This is a genomic window from Halopenitus sp. POP-27, assembly GCF_029889855.1.
GTDB classification, from domain to species: Archaea; Halobacteriota; Halobacteria; order Halobacteriales; family Haloferacaceae; genus Halopenitus; species Halopenitus malekzadehii.
On the sequence record NZ_JARANU010000017.1, the window covers coordinates 60,185 to 77,006 of the forward strand.

The following is a 16,822-nucleotide window of genomic DNA, read 5'->3' on the forward strand; positions in this document are numbered from 1 at the left end:
CCGGTTGGACATCAGGTGTATCGAACCGGTGACTGCGTCGTCGCCGACGAGGCTTTCCGCGTTGCGACCCTCGGGTGAGACATGGCTGCGGACTCATCCATCACTGCGAACGACCGGCCGGTCGATCTGGACACCGGCGACGATCTCGACGCCTTTCTGGCGACACACGACGTCGCACTCGTGGAGTTCTACACCAAGGGGTGTACCCTCTGTCAGTCGGTCGAACCGGTCCTCGGAACGGTCGCCACGGCGACGGACGTCGCGGTCGCGACCGTCAACCCGCGGACCGACCTCTCGCTCGTGGAGGCGTACGACGTTCGGAGCGTGCCGACGCTCGTGCTGTTCGTCGACGGAGCGCCGGTCGACCGGCTCGCGGAGGGGTTCGTCGGCGTCGAGCGCGTACTCGAGCTGATACGGACGCACGCACCCGATCGTGTGCCCGAGGACGACTAACCTTCGGAGACGAGTGGTCGCTGGCGCGTCGAACCGGTTCGGCGTCGGCGACTACGCCGACGTCGGCGACATCTGGATGTTGAGGCTCTTTTGAATGAGCTGGGTGAACGCCATCGAGCAGAGGAAGTACCAGACGATCCAGATCTGGATCGGGCCGAGGATCGGCTCGGTCCAGTCGACGGCCTGGCCGGCGATCGGGATCACGAGTTCGCCGAGCTGGTAGTTCGCCTCCGAGCCGCGGTAGCCGACGACCCAGAACATCCAGAGGAACGCCGGGATGGTGAGGAACATAATCCACACCATCGGGCGGAACTGCTCTTTGAACATCCCGAGCTGGTCGCCCATCGCCTCCATCTGCTCGTCCTGGATCGCGTCGAGCGCCTCCTGGTCGTCCCGTTTCTTCGCCTCCTTGCGGCGCTCCTGGATGTCCTTCATCCGATCTTGGTACTGACCCATCTTCTCCATATCCATCAGGCCGGCGCGCAGGAGCGTCGAGTAGAGGCCGGTGGCGAGGGCGACGACCATAATGACGACGTGGAAGGGGACGATGTTCATCAGCGGGCCGAACACGACGTCGACGGCACCCGCGATAACCTGCCGGACCGGGGCCCATGCGTAGCCGGCGAAGAGGCCGACGGTCGCAAGCCCCGCGGCCTTGTCCCACTTCGACCAGGACGTTCCCTCGGGGGCGTCGGCGTCGCCGGTCGACGTGGCGCCCCCCGACGCGTCCGCGGACTCGAGACCGTCCTCGATCCCCGCACGATCGGCGAGCGCGAACCCGGATTCGCCGTCCTCGAGGATCCCCTTCTCGATCAGCCGGCCCCACTGGCCGCTCGAGATCTCCTCGCGGACGTCGACCCACTTGACCTCCCCGTCGGACGCGTGATCGAGGACGACCTCGATCGCCTCGCGCATCCCGTCGTCCTCGGCGACGAGGCTTCTGACCTTCCGTTCGACCGTGCTCATTGTCACGCGGTAGGAAACGGACCGTTAAGAACCTTTTAGCTTGGCGCCAGGAGCACCCACCGCGCGGCGGGGAACCGCGACCGCGCGGTCCCGAACTCGGCCGTTACTCCTCGTCGAGGACGTCGGAGATGCGGTCGAAGACCTCTTCAGGGGCGGCTTCGCCGTCTATCTCGACGAGATCACCAGTCTCTCGGAAGTGTTCGATGACGGGTTCGGTGTTCTCGCGGAAGACGGAGAGACGCTCGCGAGCGGTCTCCTCGGTGTCGTCCTCCCGCTGGACGAGTTCGCCGCCGCAGTCGTCACAGACGCCCGACTCCTCGGGCGGGGCGAACTCGACGTGGTAGTTCGCACCGCAGTCGTCACACACTCGCCGACCGGTCAGCCTGTCGACGAGGACCTCCTCGTCGACGTCGAGGAAGATCACGGCGTCGAGGTCGGTGATCTCCGAGAGGTATTCGGCCTGATCGAGGTTGCGCGGATACCCGTCGAGGACGTAGCCGTCGGCGTCCGCAAGCGCCGCCTCGACGATCTCGTTCACGACGGGATCCGGGACGAGTTCCCCGGCCTCCATGAACTCCCGCGGCGTGCCGTATTCGGTTTCCAGATCCTTCCGGGCGCGCAGCGCGTCGCCGGTCGTGACGTGTTCGAGGTCGTACTCGTCGGCGAGTTTCTTGCTTTGGGTTCCCTTGCCCGCACCGGGCGCACCGAGCAGCAGCACGTGGTGGCTCATACCCGAGGCGTCGGCATCCGCACGTAAAGAGTTGAAGATATCGCGCTCGGAAGCGACCGAAACGCTTTCCGATCGCCGCGCCGGTGGCGAGGTATGGTGCTTCTCCCCGAGGGATTCGGGCTCCCACCGCTCCCGCATCTCGTCGGACTGCTCGTCGCCGTCGCGTTCGTCGCGGCCGGGATCGCACGGCGTCGGCCGACGGTGACCGACCGACACGTGGTCGCGTTCGCGCCCTGGATGGCCGTCGGATCGTGTCTCCACGTGCTGTATGTGGTTGGTGGACTGCCGGCAGCCGTCCGCCCGCTGGCCGGCACGCCGGCGGTCTACCTCTCGGTCGCTGCGATCGCGGGGGCGACGTGGTTGCTGATCGACGTGGCAGCCGCCGGCCTGGACCGATCCACGGACGCCACGCCGGAGACGAAGCGAGTTCCCGCCGCGATCGCGGCGGTCGGCGTGATCGCGCTGCTTCCGGTGGTCGCGACGGCGCTCGCGGTCGGAGCGGACGCCGGGTCCCTCACGCCACGGTGGCCGGCGATCGCGCTGGTCGTCTCGATCGGCGTCGGCGCCCTCGCGTGGGTCGGACTCGTCCGACTGGTTCCCCGCGCGTCGGTGACGGGGGGCGTCGGCGCGTTGGCGGTCCTCGGGCACGCGCTTGACGCCGTCTCGACCGCCGTCGGCGTCGACGTCCTCGGGTTCAGCGAACGAACTCCGCTCTCGCGGCTGATCATGGACGGTGCCGCCGCGCTCCCGACCGCGGAGGCACTGGGCGTCGGCTGGCTGTTCGTGCTCGTGAAGCTGACGCTCGTCTGCGGGATCGTCGTTCTGTTCGTCGACTACGTCGAGGAGGACCCGACCGAGGGATACCTCCTGTTGGGATTCATCGCGGCGGTCGGACTCGGTCCGGGCGCACACAACCTGCTGCTGTTCACCGTCGCCGGCGGCGCCTGACCGTTCACCGTCGCCGGCGGCCTCCGACCGGTCACCGTTCCGGCGACGATCGCGGGATCACTCGGATGCATCCGCGAAGGGCGATCCAACCGGGGTGTCGGCGTCGCGAACGTCCGCGAGCCCGAGCCGGTCGAGCGTCTCCCGCGTCGGAACCCCGTCGCGTCCCCAGCCGCGAACACGGTAATAGCCGTCCAGGAGATCCGCGAACTCGTCGGGGTCGATCCGGCTGCCGGCCGCGGGACCGTCGGTGATCGGTTCGGTGAGAACGTCGGGAACCGCGTCGTCGGTTCGATCGACCCCCTCCCGGACGTTGAACAGCCGGACGAGCGTCCAGATCCGTTCGCCGGCGGCGGCGAGGTCGTCGGCCGTGGTCGGATACGCCAGACCGGTGGCGTCGGCCAGCACGCGGAAGAACGCGGCACCCACGTCGTCGTGAAGCGTTTCACCGGCGAAGTCGTCGGCGACGAGGCTCCACAGCAGCGACCGCCGGGTTTGCGCCTCGATCACCGCCTCGATCCGGTCGGCGTCGCTCCAGGCACCGAACACCTCGCGCTCGATCGGGCGGGCCCGCCGGTGGCAGCCGCCGCGGTCGCTCGTGGCGTACGCGAGCGCCATCCCGACCGCCGCTCGGGGGTCATAGGACGGCAACTCCATCGCCTTCACCGTCGGTATCCCATCGACGTCGAACCGATCGGCAGCCGCATCGACCCCGCGCCGGAGCGTCTCGATCACGGCCGGATCGAGGTCATCGATGGTCGATGCAGATCGCCCAGCGAGACGGCGGATCACCGCCCGGGCGGCGTCCGGATCGCCGAACTCGACCGACGCATCGATGGCGCCGGCGTCGCTCGCACGAGCGAGCCACGCGACCGCGTTGCCGGCGGAGATGACGTCGACCCCGAGTCGGTCACAGCAGCCGCCGAGGGCTGCCACCGCGTCGAAGTCGTCGACCCCGAGCCCGGCGCCGAGCGTCATCTGTGTGGCCCCGCGGGGAACCGTCTCGCCGTCGTCGGTTTCGACGCGGAACCCGCCAGGAACCGGGTCGTCGGGGTTCTCACGGCCGACCGAGGCCTCGCGGGCCGCGTCGATCCCGACCTCGTCAGTCCCCTCGAAGGTCCCCTTTCGCCATCCCTCGGTGGCGAGCGCCCCGACCTCGTCCGCGAAGTCGATCGACTCGAGGGTCTCCCCGGCCGCCTGCCAACGTCCCGTGTCGTCGTCCGCGTACGCCTCGGCCAGGGAGTCACGAAGCCGGGCGAGGTCCTCGTTCGGCGGCGCCGCGCGGTCGCCGCGGGCGAGAACGGCCTTGAGACCCTTCGCGCCCATCACCGCGCCGGCGCCGCCGCGACCCGCGTGGTGCTCGCCAGCATCGGAGGCGATCGTCGCGTATCGGACCGCGTTCTCGCCGGCGGGGCCGATACACGCGACCGCCGCGTCGGAATGGGCCGACGCGGTCTCGACCGTGTCCGCGCCCCAGTTCGGCGAGGGGACGATCCGGCCCTCGCCGTCCCCGAGTTCGATCCGAACCGGCTCGTCGCTGGCGCCGGTCACGAGCAGCGCCAGACAGTCGTCCAGGGACCCGGCGAGCCGTTCGGCGAACGTGCCGCCCGCGTACGAGTCGAGGAAGACGCCGGTCAGCGGCGACTTCGTCACGGCGGCGTATCGCGACTCTCCGGGAAGCGACCCGGACAGCGGACCGACGCAGAACGCCAGCAGGTTATCGGGGCCGAGGGGGTCAACGTCGGGAGCGAGTTCCGCGTAGAGGTACCGCGCGCCGAGCCCCTTCCCGCCGAGATAACGCCGTCGCCAGCGCTCGGGGACGCGCTCGCGCTCGACGGTCCCCGCCGAGAGGTCCGCCCGCAATACGTGGGTCCGCCCCGTCATTGGGGGAATCTTGCACGCCCCGACGTATATGCCACCCGGTCGATCACGGGACGCCATCCGGTCGATCCGGAAGACGGCACCCGACGATCACTGAGCTCACGGCGCCGACGAACGATCGATGAACGCGATCCCGAACGCGACCGCCGAGGACGACAGCGTATTCCCGCCGGCCCACGCAGCGATCGGTATGGCGGACGCAAACGACGCCGACGTGTCGGACGCGAACGACGCCGACGTGTCGGACGCGAACGACGTCGGCATCTCGAACGGGAACGACGCCGGCGGTATCACGGGCGTGATCCTCGCCGGCGGCCGGTCGACGCGCTTCGGCGACCGGGACAAGGCGATCGCGCCGTTGGCGGGTACGCCGATGATCCGGCGGGTCGCGAACCGCCTCGCGGGAACCGACGATCCGGTCGATCCGGGCGGCGGGCGTGCGAGCGGCGGCGAACCGGTCGTCGACGACCTCGTGATCAACTGCCGGGACGACCAGCGATCGGGGATCACGGCCGCGATGGAGGGCTTCCCGCTGCCGGTGACCTACGCCGAGGACGAGGAGCCGGACCGCGGCCCGATGGCCGGCATCCGCGACGGCTGCCGGGCCGCCACCGGCGAGTACGTCGCCGTCGTTGCCTGCGATATGCCCTTCGTCGATCCGACCCTGATCGCCCACCTGCTGGCGCGGTGTCGCGGCCACGAGGCCGCGGTCCCGCGGCTCGATGATCAGTGGTTTCAGACGACACAGGCCGTCTACCGTGCGGCGCCGATGGCCGACGCCTGTGACCGCGCGCTCGCGGCCGGCGAACGGAAGATCATCGAGCCGCTGTTCGAGCTCGCGTACGTCGTCGTCGACGACGCCGAGATCGAACGGGTCACGGCCGAGCAAACCTTCCGGAACGTCAACACGCGCGAGGATCACGCCGACGCCGAGGTGCGGATCGAAGGGATCGAAGGGATCTGACGGACGTGGCGACGTGTGGTTGAGCGGTGAGTTGGACCTGACCGGGACGTGCGCTTATATATCTCTCACCCGTACCCGGAGGCGTGTCGACTCAGAACCTCACCCTCCGGATCGACCCGCACGTCCACTCCGAGGACTCCTATGACGGCCACGAGCCGGTCGAGTTGATCCTCGAACACGCGGCGGACATCGGACTCAACGCGGTCGTGATCACCGACCACGACGTGATGGGTGAGTCGCTGCGGGCCGCCGAGATGGCCCCCGAATACGGGCTCGTGGGAATCCCTGGCGTCGAGGTCTCGACGGCCCACGGCCACCTGCTGGCGATCGGCGTCGACTCGATGCCGCCCCACCGGGAGTCGTACGCGAAGACCGTGGCGTGGATCCACGACCACGGCGGCGTCGCGATCGTTCCCCACCCGTTCCAGCGCTCCCGCCACGGCGTCCGCCGAAAGTACATCCCGATCGGCGGCGCGGACGCGTCGGCGGATGCGAATGGGCCGGACGCAGAGGGGGCAAATCTGGGGACGGATACAGGAGAGACGGAGCCGGCTGCCGTCGCTCGCGCCGCCGGCGTCGACGCCATCGAGGTGTTCAACGCCTGGCTGTTCACCGGCTACCGAAACCGGAAGGCACGCCGGTTCGCGGCCGAAAACGACCTCGCCGCGGTGGCGGCCAGCGACGCCCACACCCTCGAGTACGTCGGGCGGGCGTTCACCGAGGTGACGATCCCGGACGCGGACTCGGTCGCCGCGGTGACGGCGACGGACGTGCTGGATGCGCTCCGAGCCGGGTCGACCTCGGTCGCCGGTCGGCGTGCGCCGGTCCCGATGGCGGCCCGCCACTACGCGATCGCCGCCGCGCGAAAGTCCGGCTACTACGCGAAGACCGGCGCGATCCGGAGCGCCGCCGCGGCGCGGTGGGGCGCGGTGACCGCCGCCTCGACCGCGCGCGTCGGCGCCGTACAGGGGGCCCACCGGATCGCGCGGGTGGCCGCCTGGCTGCGGTAAGTGCGGTGATGCAGCCGATCGGGCGGACGAGCGCGAACGGCACGGGAAAACGCAATTAAAAACGGGAGCGGCGCCGCCGCGATGGAACGTCGAACCGTAACGCGAGGCGGGATCAGTCCGCGGTGATCTCGGTCGTCGAATCCGCCATCGCGATCACGTCGTCGAAGAAGTCGAGCGAGTCGTGCGGACCGGGGTTCGCCTCGGGGTGGTACTGGCGCGTGAGGATGCCGAGATCGTCGTCCTCCAGTCCCTCGGCGGTGTCGTCGTTGACGTTGATCTGGGTGACCTCGAGCGGGCCAGGGTCGGCGACCGTGTAGCCGTGGTTCTGGGTGGTCATCACGACGCGGTCGGTGCGGAGGTCCTTGACGGGCTGGTTGACGCCGCGGTGGCCGAAGGTCATCTTCTCGGTGTCGCCACCGAGCGCGCTCGCGACGATCTGCTGGCCCAGACAGATCCCCGCAAGCGGCAGCTCGCCCGCGAAGGCGTCGACGACCGCCTTGGCGGCCACGAAGTTCTCCGGATCGCCCGGCCCGTTTGAGACGAACAGCACGTCCGGGTCGACGGCGGAGACGTCCTCGGGAGTGGCGTCGTACGGGAGGACGTGGACGTCCGCCCCGCGAGCGTTCAGCGACTCGATGATCGAGCCCTTGGCGCCGCAGTCGAGCAGCGCGATCCGGACGTCCGACTCACCCGCCGGGTCTCCCTCGTGGAGTTCGGGCTCGGCAACGGAGACGCCGGCACCGATGTCGACGTGGTCACTCATCGGTTCACACGCCTCCATCTCCGCGATGGCGTCCTCGGGCGTGACGTCCTCACCGGCGGCGATCCCGCAGGCCATCGCGCCCTCCTCGCGAACGGTGGTGACGAGGTCGCGCGTGTCGAGGTGGTCGATCGCCGGGATGTCCTCGCCGTCGAGCCACTCGGCGACGTCGTCGGTGAACTCGCGGGCGATCGCCGCGCGGGGCTGGACGGTTTCGGACTCGAATCGCTCGGATCGGACGCCGTAGTTTCCGATCAGGGGGTACGAGAACGTGAGAACCTGCTCGGCGTAGGAGGGATCGGTCAGCGATTCCTCGTAGCCGGTGTAGGCGGTCGTAAAGACCAATTCACCACGTGTGCGCCCGGGCGAACGCGTGCGGGCCTCGAGCACGCGACCGTCCGCAAGCGCGATGTAGGCGTCCGACATTACGAGAAACGTACGGAGCTACGCTAATAAGTGCGTCGTTCGAAGGTGAATTACGAAATTCGTAATCACTAACTGCCTGCCCGGCCACGGGGCGGTATGGACGAGCTCGACCGGCAGATCCTCTCCGTCCTTCGACGGGACTCCAGAACGCCGTACACGGAGATCGCCGACCAGGTCGGCACGTCGGAGGGGACCGTGCGCAACCGCGTCGAGCGGATGAACGAGGAGGGGATCATCGAACGGTTCACGGTGACGACCCGGACCGGCAACGTGAAGGCGATGATCGAGATCTCCGTGGAGGTGAACGTCGACACGGGCGCGGTCGGCGACCGGATGACCGATTGGGAGGCGGTCGACTTCGTCTGGCAGGTCTCCGGTGAGGAGGACATCGTTCTCGTCGTCGACGCCGTCGACACGGGCGCGGTCAACGACCTGATCACTGAGGCCCGCGAGATGGACGACGTCAAATCGACGAAGACGCGGCTCATCCTCGATGAACGGCTCGGGTGATGCCACATCGATCGAATTCTTATTAGGGCGGCTCGCCGTCCCCTTCCGTATGAACCGAGACGACGCGATCGATCGCGGCCCGATCGCCGATGGCGGCGCCGAGACGGCCGACGCGAACGCGGCATCCGAGGACGCTGCGCACCACGAGAACGCGAACCAGGACGTCATCGCCGTCGACCCGGACGACACGGCGCAGGGAACGGTCAACCGGCTTGACGCCCACACCGGCGAGGGGATCCGCCACCGAGCGTTCACCTGCCTCGTCTTCGACGGCGACGGAAAGATCCTGCTGGCACAGCGAGCGCCAAGCAAACGGCTGTGGAACACCCACTGGGACGGCACCGTCGCCTCCCACCCGGTCGAGGGCCAGTCCCAGACGGAAGCCACCGAACAGCGCCTCGAGGAGGAGCTGGGCATCAGTCCCGACCAGTACAACGACCTCCGCGTGACCGACAAGTTCGAGTACAAACGGTACTACGAGAACGCCGGCCTGGAGTGGGAGGTCTGTGCGGTCCTGAAGGTCACCCTCGACGACGTCAGTCTGGATCCCGACGAGGCGGAGATCGGCGGGATGCTGTGGGTGGAGTACGACCATCTCCACGAGCATCCGGAGTTGTACCGCCAGCTTCGACTCTGTCCCTGGTTCGAGATCGCGATGCGCCGCGACTTCTCGGAGTGAGCGGTCCCTCGCGAGACGGCGCCGCCGACGGCGACCCCGATAGGGTCGCCAACGGCTACTCCAACAGCGACTTGCCGGTCATCGCCGCGGGTTGATCGAGGTCCATCAGCTCGAGAACCGTCGGCGCGACGTCACACAGCGATCCGTCCTCCCGAACCGTCCGGCCGCCGTCGTCGCCGGCCGGCGAGCGATAGATGAACGGGACGGGGTTGAACGTGTGTGCCGTGTGCGGTTCCTCCGGCGTCCCCATATCGTCGGCGTTGCCGTGGTCCGCGGTGACGATCGCATGGCCGCCGGCGTCGGCGATCGCCTCGAGCAGCCGGGAGAGCTGGGCGTCGACCGCCTCGACCGCCGTGACCGCGGCCTCGAAGTCGCCGGTGTGGCCGACCATGTCCGGGTTGGCGTAGTTGAGCACGAGCAGGTCGGGGTCGTCGGCCGCGATGGTCGAGATCGCCTCATCGGTGACGCCCGCGGCCGACATCTCCGGGCGCTCGTCGTAGGTCGCCACGTCGGGACTCTCGACGATCGTCCGGATCTCGCCGGGGAACTCGACCTCGCGGCCGCCGTTGAGGAAGTAGGTGACGTGAGCGTACTTCTCCGACTCCGCGATCCGGAGCTGCGTGCAGCCCGCCTCGGAGACGACCTCGCCGAGCGTGTCCGCCGGGATCTGCGGCGGGAACGCGACCGGGAACGCGAAGGTCTCGTCGTACTCGGTCATCGTGACGAGCCGTATCTCGGGCTGGTCGAGATCGACGTTCCACGTCGGCGACGTGCCGGTGAGCAGCCGGACGAGCTGCCTGGCGCGGTCCGCCCGGAAGTTGAAGAAGACGACCGCATCGCCGTCGGCGAGTGCCGGTTCGCCCGCGACCACGGTCGGCTCGATGAACTCGTCGGTCTCCCCGCGGTCGTGTGCACGCTCGACCGCCTCGACGCCCGAGTCGGCGGTGTGGGGCGCCTCCCGGTTCACGATGGCGTCGTAGGCCTTCCGCGTCCGGTCCCAGTTCTCGTCCCGATCCATCGCGTGATACCGACCGGTCACGGTCGCGACCGCGCCGGTCCCGGCGGCCGCCGTGTGCTCCGCGAGATCGGACAGAAACGTCTCGGCGATTTCGGGTGCGGTGTCACGCCCGTCGGTGAACGCGTGGGTGCTCGCGGGCACGCCGGCGGCCGCCGCCGCGTCGATCAGGGCGCGCAGGTGCGCGATGTCGGAGTGAACCCCGCCGTCGGAGACGAGCCCGAGGAAGTGGACGCGCCCGTCGTGCTCGCGCGCGTACGAGAACGCCGACCGGATCGCGTCGTTGTCGGCGAACTCGCCGGCCGTGATCGCATCGGAGATACGCGTGTACGCCTGCTTGACGACCCGGCCCGCGCCGATGTTGAGGTGGCCGACCTCCGAGTTGCCCATCTGCCCCTCCGGGAGACCGACCCGGCGACCGTGCACGGTCAACCGACCGGACGCACCGCGGTCCGAGAGGTCGTCGAACGCCGGGGTGTCGGCGGCCGCGACGGCGTTCAACCGGTCGTGATCGCCGAGTCCCCACCCATCCAACACGATGAGCGCTGTTCGCATACCCGACGAGTGGGCGGGGAGCGTCAACTACCCTTCGTTGTGCCGCCGAGGCGGCTTCGGTATGTCGTCGAGTCGGCTCCGGTGAACCGTTGCCGATCGTCATCTCCTCGTCATCTCCACCCGAAACGGCGCCCACGTGTGTCGGACGAGGGTCAGACGCCGGACCGGAAGGTCACGGAAATCGGCCGAGAGAGCGACGTTATCGCACGTTCGTTTACTTTCACTACGGTTACGGAACCTTTTACGGGATGCCGCCCCAAGGAGCGTACGCCTCCCACTGAAAACACGCCGGAGGCGACACAGCCATGACGGACCTACGAGACCACGCGGAAGCGATAGCGGAACAGTTCTCGGACCACCTTGAGCCGAGTCCCGACGTCGACGAGATCGAGGCCAAACTCGACAACCTCGTCACCGACTACCGGGTCCCCATCGAGGAGGCTCGACGCAGCGTCACCAACAGCTACCTCGAGGAGGCCGGCCTCGAGCGCGACGAGCTGGGCCGTGGCGGGAGCGAGCGCGTCGACGTCAACGAGATCGACGACGATGAACAGTGGGTCGACCTGCGGGTGACCGTCGTCGACCTGTGGGAACCCCGCAGCGACGCGGTCGCCCAGGTCGGCCTGCTCGGCGACGAGTCGGGGACGATCAAGTTCACCGCCTTCGAGACCTCGGATCTCCCCCTGCTCGAGGAGGACCAGGCGTACGAGCTCTCGAACGTCGTCAGCGACGAGTACGAGGGCCGCTACTCGGTCAAGCTCAACCGAACCACGTCGATCACCGGGATCGACGCGGACATCGAGGTGGGCGACAACGCCGAGACGGTCGAGGGTGCCCTCGTCGACGTCCAGTCGGGGTCGGGGCTCATCAAGCGATGCCCCGAGGAGGACTGTACCCGCGTGCTGCAGAACGGCCGGTGCAGCGAACACGGCAAGGTCGAGGGTGAGTTCGACCTCCGGATCAAGGCCGTCCTCGACGACGGGACCGACGTTCACGAGATCATCTTTGACCGCGAGGCCACCGAGGATCTGACCGGCGTCACCCTCGAGGAAGCCAAACAGGAGGCGATGGACGCGCTCGATACGACCGTCGTCGCCGACGGAATGGCCGCGGACGTCCTCGGCCGGTACTACCGGGTGACCGGGCCAACGCTGGGCCGCTACGTGCTCGTCAACGATCTCGAGGAGCCCGGACCGGTGGACGTCGAGCAGGCGCTGATCAACGCGAGGTCGATCTAACATGAGTCAGAGCGGATCCACACCGACGAGAGAGGTCGCCCGGCGCGTCTTCGCCACGGAGTTCAACGACGCCGGCTACACGTTCAAGGAGTCCGAGGACGAGCGCGCGCCCGTCTACTCGCTGTTGCCGACCGGCGAGTCCGCGAACCGCGTGTTCTTCGTCGGAACGCTGACCGAGAAGGACGACGTCGGCGAGGACAACGAGTACTGGCGCGGCCGGATCGTCGATCCGACCGGCACGTTCTTCGTCTACGCCGGCCAGTACCAGCCCGAGGCGGCGAACACGCTGCGGGAACTCGAACCGCCGGCGTACGTCGCGGTGGTCGGCAAGCCGCGAACCTACGAGACCGACGACGGCTCGATCAACGTCTCGGTCCGGCCGGAGTCGATCACCCGCGTGGACGCCACGGTCCGTGACCGCTGGGTCGCCGAGACCGCCGAACGAACCCTCGAGCGAATCGCCCGGTTCGACGACGAGGGCAACGAGTACGCCCGGATGGCCGAGGAGCACTACGACCTCGATCCGGAGACGTATAAGGCGGCCGCGCTGTCCGCCCTCGAGGATCTCGACGACGCGGGCGAGGAATCCGACGGGAGCGATCCCGAGTCGGAGACCTCGATCGAGGCGTAGTCGGGCCGGCGGTTCCCGAACGGGACCGGTTCCGTTCCCCGATCGACGAACGCGTCGCTCGCGGGGTAACTAACGCGAAAAACCGGCTCGACGGCGGGTGCTAGGTGACGGTCACGCGACGTTGAACCCCTTCTCGCTGAGGAACTCCTCGACGCGCCCGGAGTGGTTCCCCTGCAGCTCGATGGAGCCGTCCTCGACGGTGCCGCCGCAGGCGAACTTGGACTTGAGATCCGACGACAGCGAGTCGAGATCGACGTCCTTGGGGTCGAATCCTTCGATGACCGTTACCTCCTTTCCGTATCTTCGCTCGTCGATGCGGATGCTGATCTGCTGGGACTCCTTGGCAACGTCTTCACAGACGCAGAGTTCCTGGGGCAGCCCGCACGTCGAGCAGACTTCCGACATTACAAGCTGAACCTACTGGACGGCGGTATTAAATAGTGTCGGGAGTCAGGGGTCGGCCCGCGATCGAACCGACTCCCCGAGCGGCTCGCCGAACGACTCGGCGCCGGTCGCGGGGTCCCGCTCGTAGACGACCCGACCGCGAACCGTCGTCAGCTCCGGAAAGACGCCCGAGCGCCCCTCGAAGGGCGTCCACCCACACTTCGAGTGGAGCGCCGCCGCCTCGATCTCGCGGCCATCCGTGAGGTCGACGAGGACGAGGTCGGCGTCCCGTCCCTCCTCGATCGCCCCCTTCTGCGGGAGATCGAAGATCGCGGCCGGGGCGGTCGCCGTGACCTCCCGGACGCGCTCGAGCGTGAGCTCCTCACGCCGGACGGCGTCGAGGAGCAGCGGGAGCATCGTCTCGACGCCGGGCACGCCACTGGGTGCATCCGTGAGCGGCTGCCGTTTCTCGGCGACCGTGTGGGGCGCGTGGTCGGTCGCAACGACGTCGATTCGCCCGTCACGAAGCCGCTCGAACAGGGCGTCCCGGCGGTCCGGATCACGAAGCGGCGGGTTCATTCGTCCGAACGTCCCCAGCCGGTCGCAGTCATCCGTCGAGAGGAACAGGTGGTGTGGCGTGACCTCACAGGTCGCGTCCGTGCCGTCGGTCGCGTCGACCCCCTCCGGCGTCGAGGTGTGTGCGATGTGGAGCCGTCCGGTGGCGCGCTCGCCCGCGGTCACCGCTCGCCGAACGGCTTCCGCCTCGGCCTCCGGCGTCCGGAACGCCGACCAGCGATCACTTCGCGCCTCGCGCCCGGCTCCGCCGAGGTCTCCGTCGAGAGCGTCCCGATCGAACAGGGTGGCGTCCTCCGCGTGGACGGTCACGGGGACCTCGGCGTCGGCCGCCTGCTCGAGAGCGTCCTCGAACAGCGGGAGGTCGATCCCCATCTCGCCGGTCGAGTCGGCGAGGAAGATCTCCCCGAGGGCGAACAGCGGACGGTCAAACAGCGTGTCGGGGTCCCACTCGGGGACCACGCCGCCGTTGATCCCGTAGTCGACGAGGGAGGCGTCGGCGGCCAGCCGCGCCTTCGCGTCGAAGGCCGCGCCGTCGACGGTCGGCGGGTCGGTGTTCGGCTGGTCGACCACGGTCGTGACGCCCCCGGCGGCCGCCGATCGGGATCCCGTCCGCCAGGTCTCCTTGTGGGATCCGCCCGGCTCCCGAAAATGGACGTGGACGTCGATTGCGCCCGGAAGGAGGTGTTTCCCGTGTGCGTCGATCACGCGTTCGTCGGCCGCCGGATCGAGATCGGGGGCGACCGCGTCGATCGTTTCCTTGGTCACCCGAACGTCCCGAACCCGGCCGTCGGAGAGGGTCCCGCCGGTAATGAGCATACGCGAACGTCGACGGCGGACGGAAAAACGGTGCTGGTTCGGGGCGCACTGGCGGTCGGAAGCGGCGGGGAGCGGGGCCGCGCTGGCGGTCGGGTGGCGTTGGTCTCCGTCGGTGGCGGCGGTCAGGCCGTCGAGGTTCCGTCGTCCGTCGCGGCGTCCTCATCGAGCCCAGGTGCGGCGGTCGGGTCAACGTCTTCGGGTTCGCCGCGATCGCCGCGCATCGTCTCGCCGTCCTCGGTCTCGACGTAGACGTCGTCCGCGAAGCCGGCCTTGGCGTTCTCGTACTCGGGATCCTCGAGCTTCCCGGGGGTCGACGGGGCGTCGACGATCCCGTCGGCGGGATGGAACTCGCCGAGGGGATCGTCGATCGTGATCCCGTGGTCTGTGAAGAACTCCTCGTAGCGCCGGTAGTGCGGCTCGAGCTCGTCGCCGGGGATCTCCATCATCTCCGTCCAGCCGTGGTTGAAGAAGTCGAAGTTGGCCTGAACGTGGGTGATCTCGCGGGCTTCGGCCTCCGGATAGCCCGCCTGGAGGGCGGCGACGTAGGCGTCCATCGTCGCCTCGAAGAAGTCGTCGAGGTGTGCGCGCCGCTGTTCGCGGCGGTCGTCGTCCGCCTTGTTGAGGAAGATCGTCGTGTGTAGGTCGACGAGCTTGTCGCTCGCGACCTCCCCGAGCACCGGTGCGGTGAGCGCCTTCTTGGCGGCCCAGTGGCGGACGTTCTGGCTGATCTTCATACGGCTCCGTTGGGGTCGTACGACCTTGAATCTGTGGCGGTCCCGCCGGGGAACCCGTGGCGGTCCCGCCGGGTGGCCCGGGATCCACCACCGCAACCCTGAAAGGTCCTAAAGGACCCAACGATCGCACAATATGCGATGGATCCTCACGATTCCTCATTCAGATAGCAACCGACATTAACCCCGAAGCCGAAGCCGGGGTCATGACCGACTCGTACGTGATCGTCGGCGACGGGGTCGCTGGCTCGTCGGCCGCGGAGACGCTCCGGGAGGCGCGTCCGGACGCCGACATCACGGTCATCACCGACGAGGGTGAAGCCCTCTACAACCGGATCCTCATCAAGGAGTTCGCGAAGGGGAAACTGCCCGAAGCGCCGATCTCGATCCACGACGAGGAGTGGTACGCCGAGCGGGAGATCGACCTTCGGCTGAACACCCTCGTCGTCGACATCGATGTCGAGAACGACGCGGTCACGACCCACGAGGGGGAGACCCTCGAGTACGACGCGCTGCTGTTGGCGATCGGCGGCACCCCCCAACAGCTGCCCGTCGAGAACGCCGACGCCGACGGCATCCAGCATTTCTGGACGTTCCAGGACGCCCGACAGATCAAAGAAAGCGTCGAGGACGCCGACACCGGCGTCATCGTCGGTGCCGGCCTCCTGGGGATCGACTTCGCGGCGATCTGCGGCGCCCAGGACGTCGAGGCGAAATACCTGATGCGCGGAAACGCCTGGTGGCGGTACGCCCTCTCGGAGGAGGGTGCCGAGATCATGCACGAGGCGATGCGGGAACGCGGCGTCGAACCCGTCTTCGACTCGGGCGTCGACCACTTCGAGGTCGACGACGACGGCCACGTCGAGGCGGCCGTCGATCCGAACGGCGACCGGTATGCGTGTGACTTTGCCGGCATCGCGATCGGCTTGAACTTCAACACGGAGATCGTCGAGGAGACGCCGATCGAGACGGACGACGGCATCATCGTCGACGAATACATGCGCACGAACGTCGACAACGTCTTCGCGGCCGGCGACATCACCGAGTTCCACGACACCATCCTCGGCGAGCGTGCCCAGAACGGAGCGTGGGGATCGGCCAAGGAACAGGGAACGATCGCCGCGAAGAACATGGTCGAGTACGGTTCCGCGGAGTTCCGGTGGGTCTCCTCGTACTCGATCACCCACTTCGACTTCCCGTTCCTCTCCTTTGGCCACCCGACGCTCGGCGACGAGTCGATCGAGGCGACGACGGGCGAGGGCGAGTGGCGCAAGCTCGCGCTCAAGGACGGCAAGATCGTGGGCGGCGTCCTGATCGGGGACCTGGCGCCGCAGTCGGCGTACAAACAGCTGATGCGTGAGGAGCGATACGTCGGCGACCAGACGGAGGCGCTGCTTGCGGACGGCTTCTCCGTCGACGACCTGACACAAACGAGCAAGCAGTGAAGTACCTCGGGGTCAAGCCCCGAGGCTTCACCGTCTTGGGGTCGCACCGCACCCGCAGGCGAATTTAATTCCCCTCGACCTTCCTGAGATGGGTCGGTTCGGAATAA

17 protein-coding genes are annotated in these 16,822 nt (G+C 68.2%); 9 read left to right on the forward strand and 8 right to left on the reverse strand.

All coding sequences use genetic code 11. From position 1 onward, the window contains the following. Nucleotides 1-81 precede the first annotated feature (81 nt). Nucleotides 82-453, forward strand: coding sequence for a thioredoxin family protein (locus OQF70_RS11070; RefSeq protein ID WP_280537617.1), 372 nt, complete (start codon nt 82-84; stop codon nt 451-453). 51 nt (nt 454-504) lie between these two features. On the opposite strand, the gene OQF70_RS11075 is transcribed toward OQF70_RS11070, so the two are convergent. Together OQF70_RS11075 and OQF70_RS11080 are read right to left on the reverse strand one after the other, a co-directional pair. Further along, a complete protein-coding gene (locus OQF70_RS11075; RefSeq protein ID WP_280537618.1) occupies nt 505-1,419 on the reverse strand; it encodes a DUF106 domain-containing protein in 915 nt (304 codons plus the stop codon). A gap of 103 nt (nt 1,420-1,522) precedes the next feature. Beyond that, nucleotides 1,523-2,149, reverse strand: a complete 627-nt coding sequence (locus OQF70_RS11080) for an adenylate kinase (protein ID WP_280537619.1) — start codon at nt 2,147-2,149, stop codon at nt 1,523-1,525. Between the two features lie 93 nt (nt 2,150-2,242). Here OQF70_RS11080 and OQF70_RS11085 point away from each other — a divergent pair, with 93 nt between their 5' ends. Continuing rightward, nucleotides 2,243-3,097 carry a DUF63 family protein gene (locus tag OQF70_RS11085; RefSeq protein WP_280537620.1) on the forward strand — a complete coding sequence of 285 codons (855 nt, stop codon included), beginning with the start codon at nt 2,243-2,245 and terminating at the stop codon, nt 3,095-3,097. Between the two features lie 57 nt (nt 3,098-3,154). Here the strand turns inward: OQF70_RS11085 and OQF70_RS11090 are convergent, their stop codons facing one another. Then, nucleotides 3,155-4,978 carry an aldehyde ferredoxin oxidoreductase C-terminal domain-containing protein gene (locus tag OQF70_RS11090; protein WP_280537621.1) on the reverse strand — a complete coding sequence of 608 codons (1,824 nt, stop codon included), beginning with the start codon at nt 4,976-4,978 and terminating at the stop codon, nt 3,155-3,157. 118 nt (nt 4,979-5,096) lie between these two features. Between OQF70_RS11090 and OQF70_RS11095 the strand changes: the two genes are divergently transcribed. After that, nucleotides 5,097-5,939 (forward strand): molybdenum cofactor guanylyltransferase, encoded by an 843-nt coding sequence (locus OQF70_RS11095; RefSeq protein ID WP_280537623.1) that lies wholly within the window; start codon nt 5,097-5,099, stop codon nt 5,937-5,939. Nucleotides 5,940-6,022: 83 nt separating this feature from the next. Continuing rightward, nucleotides 6,023-6,949 (forward strand): PHP domain-containing protein, encoded by a 927-nt coding sequence (locus OQF70_RS11100; RefSeq protein WP_280537625.1) that lies wholly within the window; start codon nt 6,023-6,025, stop codon nt 6,947-6,949. A gap of 112 nt (nt 6,950-7,061) precedes the next feature. Here the strand turns inward: OQF70_RS11100 and carA are convergent, their stop codons facing one another. Beyond that, the gene (gene carA, locus OQF70_RS11105; protein ID WP_280537627.1) at nt 7,062-8,135 is read right to left on the reverse strand and encodes a glutamine-hydrolyzing carbamoyl-phosphate synthase small subunit; all 1,074 of its coding nucleotides are present in this window, start codon (nt 8,133-8,135) and stop codon (nt 7,062-7,064) included. A 96-nt stretch (nt 8,136-8,231) separates the two neighbouring features. Between carA and OQF70_RS11110 the strand changes: the two genes are divergently transcribed. Both OQF70_RS11110 and OQF70_RS11115 read left to right on the forward strand, forming a co-directional pair. Further along, complete coding sequence (locus tag OQF70_RS11110; RefSeq protein WP_280537628.1) at nt 8,232-8,645, forward strand: Lrp/AsnC family transcriptional regulator; 414 nt, start codon at nt 8,232-8,234, stop codon at nt 8,643-8,645. 49 nt (nt 8,646-8,694) lie between these two features. After that, nucleotides 8,695-9,324, forward strand: coding sequence for an NUDIX domain-containing protein (locus OQF70_RS11115; RefSeq protein ID WP_280537630.1), 630 nt, complete (start codon nt 8,695-8,697; stop codon nt 9,322-9,324). A gap of 55 nt (nt 9,325-9,379) precedes the next feature. On the opposite strand, the gene gpmI is transcribed toward OQF70_RS11115, so the two are convergent. After that, nucleotides 9,380-10,894, reverse strand: coding sequence for a 2,3-bisphosphoglycerate-independent phosphoglycerate mutase (gpmI, locus tag OQF70_RS11120; protein WP_280537631.1), 1,515 nt, complete (start codon nt 10,892-10,894; stop codon nt 9,380-9,382). A 305-nt stretch (nt 10,895-11,199) separates the two neighbouring features. Between gpmI and OQF70_RS11125 the strand changes: the two genes are divergently transcribed. Together OQF70_RS11125 and OQF70_RS11130 are read left to right on the forward strand one after the other, a co-directional pair. Next, nucleotides 11,200-12,132: a replication factor A gene (locus OQF70_RS11125; RefSeq protein WP_280537632.1), complete on the forward strand. Its 933-nt coding sequence runs from the start codon at nt 11,200-11,202 to the stop codon at nt 12,130-12,132. Nucleotide 12,133: 1 nt separating this feature from the next. Further along, nucleotides 12,134-12,763, forward strand: coding sequence for a DNA-binding protein (locus OQF70_RS11130; protein ID WP_280537633.1), 630 nt, complete (start codon nt 12,134-12,136; stop codon nt 12,761-12,763). A 111-nt stretch (nt 12,764-12,874) separates the two neighbouring features. Here the strand turns inward: OQF70_RS11130 and yciH are convergent, their stop codons facing one another. The 3 genes from yciH to OQF70_RS11145 form a co-directional block, all read right to left on the reverse strand. Beyond that, nucleotides 12,875-13,168: a stress response translation initiation inhibitor YciH gene (gene yciH / locus OQF70_RS11135; protein ID WP_092816562.1), complete on the reverse strand. Its 294-nt coding sequence runs from the start codon at nt 13,166-13,168 to the stop codon at nt 12,875-12,877. 45 nt (nt 13,169-13,213) lie between these two features. After that, nucleotides 13,214-14,539 carry a dihydroorotase gene (locus tag OQF70_RS11140; RefSeq protein WP_280537636.1) on the reverse strand — a complete coding sequence of 442 codons (1,326 nt, stop codon included), beginning with the start codon at nt 14,537-14,539 and terminating at the stop codon, nt 13,214-13,216. A gap of 122 nt (nt 14,540-14,661) precedes the next feature. Next, complete coding sequence (locus tag OQF70_RS11145; RefSeq protein ID WP_280537638.1) at nt 14,662-15,273, reverse strand: DUF6149 family protein; 612 nt, start codon at nt 15,271-15,273, stop codon at nt 14,662-14,664. Nucleotides 15,274-15,476: 203 nt separating this feature from the next. Between OQF70_RS11145 and OQF70_RS11150 the strand changes: the two genes are divergently transcribed. Then, nucleotides 15,477-16,715 carry an FAD-dependent oxidoreductase gene (locus OQF70_RS11150; RefSeq protein ID WP_280537640.1) on the forward strand — a complete coding sequence of 413 codons (1,239 nt, stop codon included), beginning with the start codon at nt 15,477-15,479 and terminating at the stop codon, nt 16,713-16,715. Nucleotides 16,716-16,822 lie beyond the last annotated feature (107 nt).

What these genes read in the sequence shown, in the direction of transcription:
- OQF70_RS11070 (WP_280537617.1), top strand. Translation starts at nt 82, where the DNA reads ATGGCTGCGGACTCATCCATCACTGCGAACGACCGGCCGGTCGATCTG.
- OQF70_RS11075 (WP_280537618.1), bottom strand. Translation starts at nt 1,419, where the DNA reads ATGAGCACGGTCGAACGGAAGGTCAGAAGCCTCGTCGCCGAGGACGAC.
- OQF70_RS11080 (WP_280537619.1), bottom strand. Translation starts at nt 2,149, where the DNA reads ATGAGCCACCACGTGCTGCTGCTCGGTGCGCCCGGTGCGGGCAAGGGA.
- OQF70_RS11085 (WP_280537620.1), top strand. Translation starts at nt 2,243, where the DNA reads ATGGTGCTTCTCCCCGAGGGATTCGGGCTCCCACCGCTCCCGCATCTC.
- OQF70_RS11090 (WP_280537621.1), bottom strand. Translation starts at nt 4,978, where the DNA reads ATGACGGGGCGGACCCACGTATTGCGGGCGGACCTCTCGGCGGGGACC.
- OQF70_RS11095 (WP_280537623.1), top strand. Translation starts at nt 5,097, where the DNA reads ATGAACGCGATCCCGAACGCGACCGCCGAGGACGACAGCGTATTCCCG.
- carA (WP_280537627.1), bottom strand. Translation starts at nt 8,135, where the DNA reads ATGTCGGACGCCTACATCGCGCTTGCGGACGGTCGCGTGCTCGAGGCC.
- OQF70_RS11110 (WP_280537628.1), top strand. Translation starts at nt 8,232, where the DNA reads ATGGACGAGCTCGACCGGCAGATCCTCTCCGTCCTTCGACGGGACTCC.
- OQF70_RS11115 (WP_280537630.1), top strand. Translation starts at nt 8,695, where the DNA reads ATGAACCGAGACGACGCGATCGATCGCGGCCCGATCGCCGATGGCGGC.
- gpmI (WP_280537631.1), bottom strand. Translation starts at nt 10,894, where the DNA reads ATGCGAACAGCGCTCATCGTGTTGGATGGGTGGGGACTCGGCGATCAC.
- OQF70_RS11125 (WP_280537632.1), top strand. Translation starts at nt 11,200, where the DNA reads ATGACGGACCTACGAGACCACGCGGAAGCGATAGCGGAACAGTTCTCG.
- OQF70_RS11130 (WP_280537633.1), top strand. Translation starts at nt 12,134, where the DNA reads ATGAGTCAGAGCGGATCCACACCGACGAGAGAGGTCGCCCGGCGCGTC.
- yciH (WP_092816562.1), bottom strand. Translation starts at nt 13,168, where the DNA reads ATGTCGGAAGTCTGCTCGACGTGCGGGCTGCCCCAGGAACTCTGCGTC.
- OQF70_RS11140 (WP_280537636.1), bottom strand. Translation starts at nt 14,539, where the DNA reads ATGCTCATTACCGGCGGGACCCTCTCCGACGGCCGGGTTCGGGACGTT.
- OQF70_RS11145 (WP_280537638.1), bottom strand. Translation starts at nt 15,273, where the DNA reads ATGAAGATCAGCCAGAACGTCCGCCACTGGGCCGCCAAGAAGGCGCTC.
- OQF70_RS11150 (WP_280537640.1), top strand. Translation starts at nt 15,477, where the DNA reads ATGACCGACTCGTACGTGATCGTCGGCGACGGGGTCGCTGGCTCGTCG.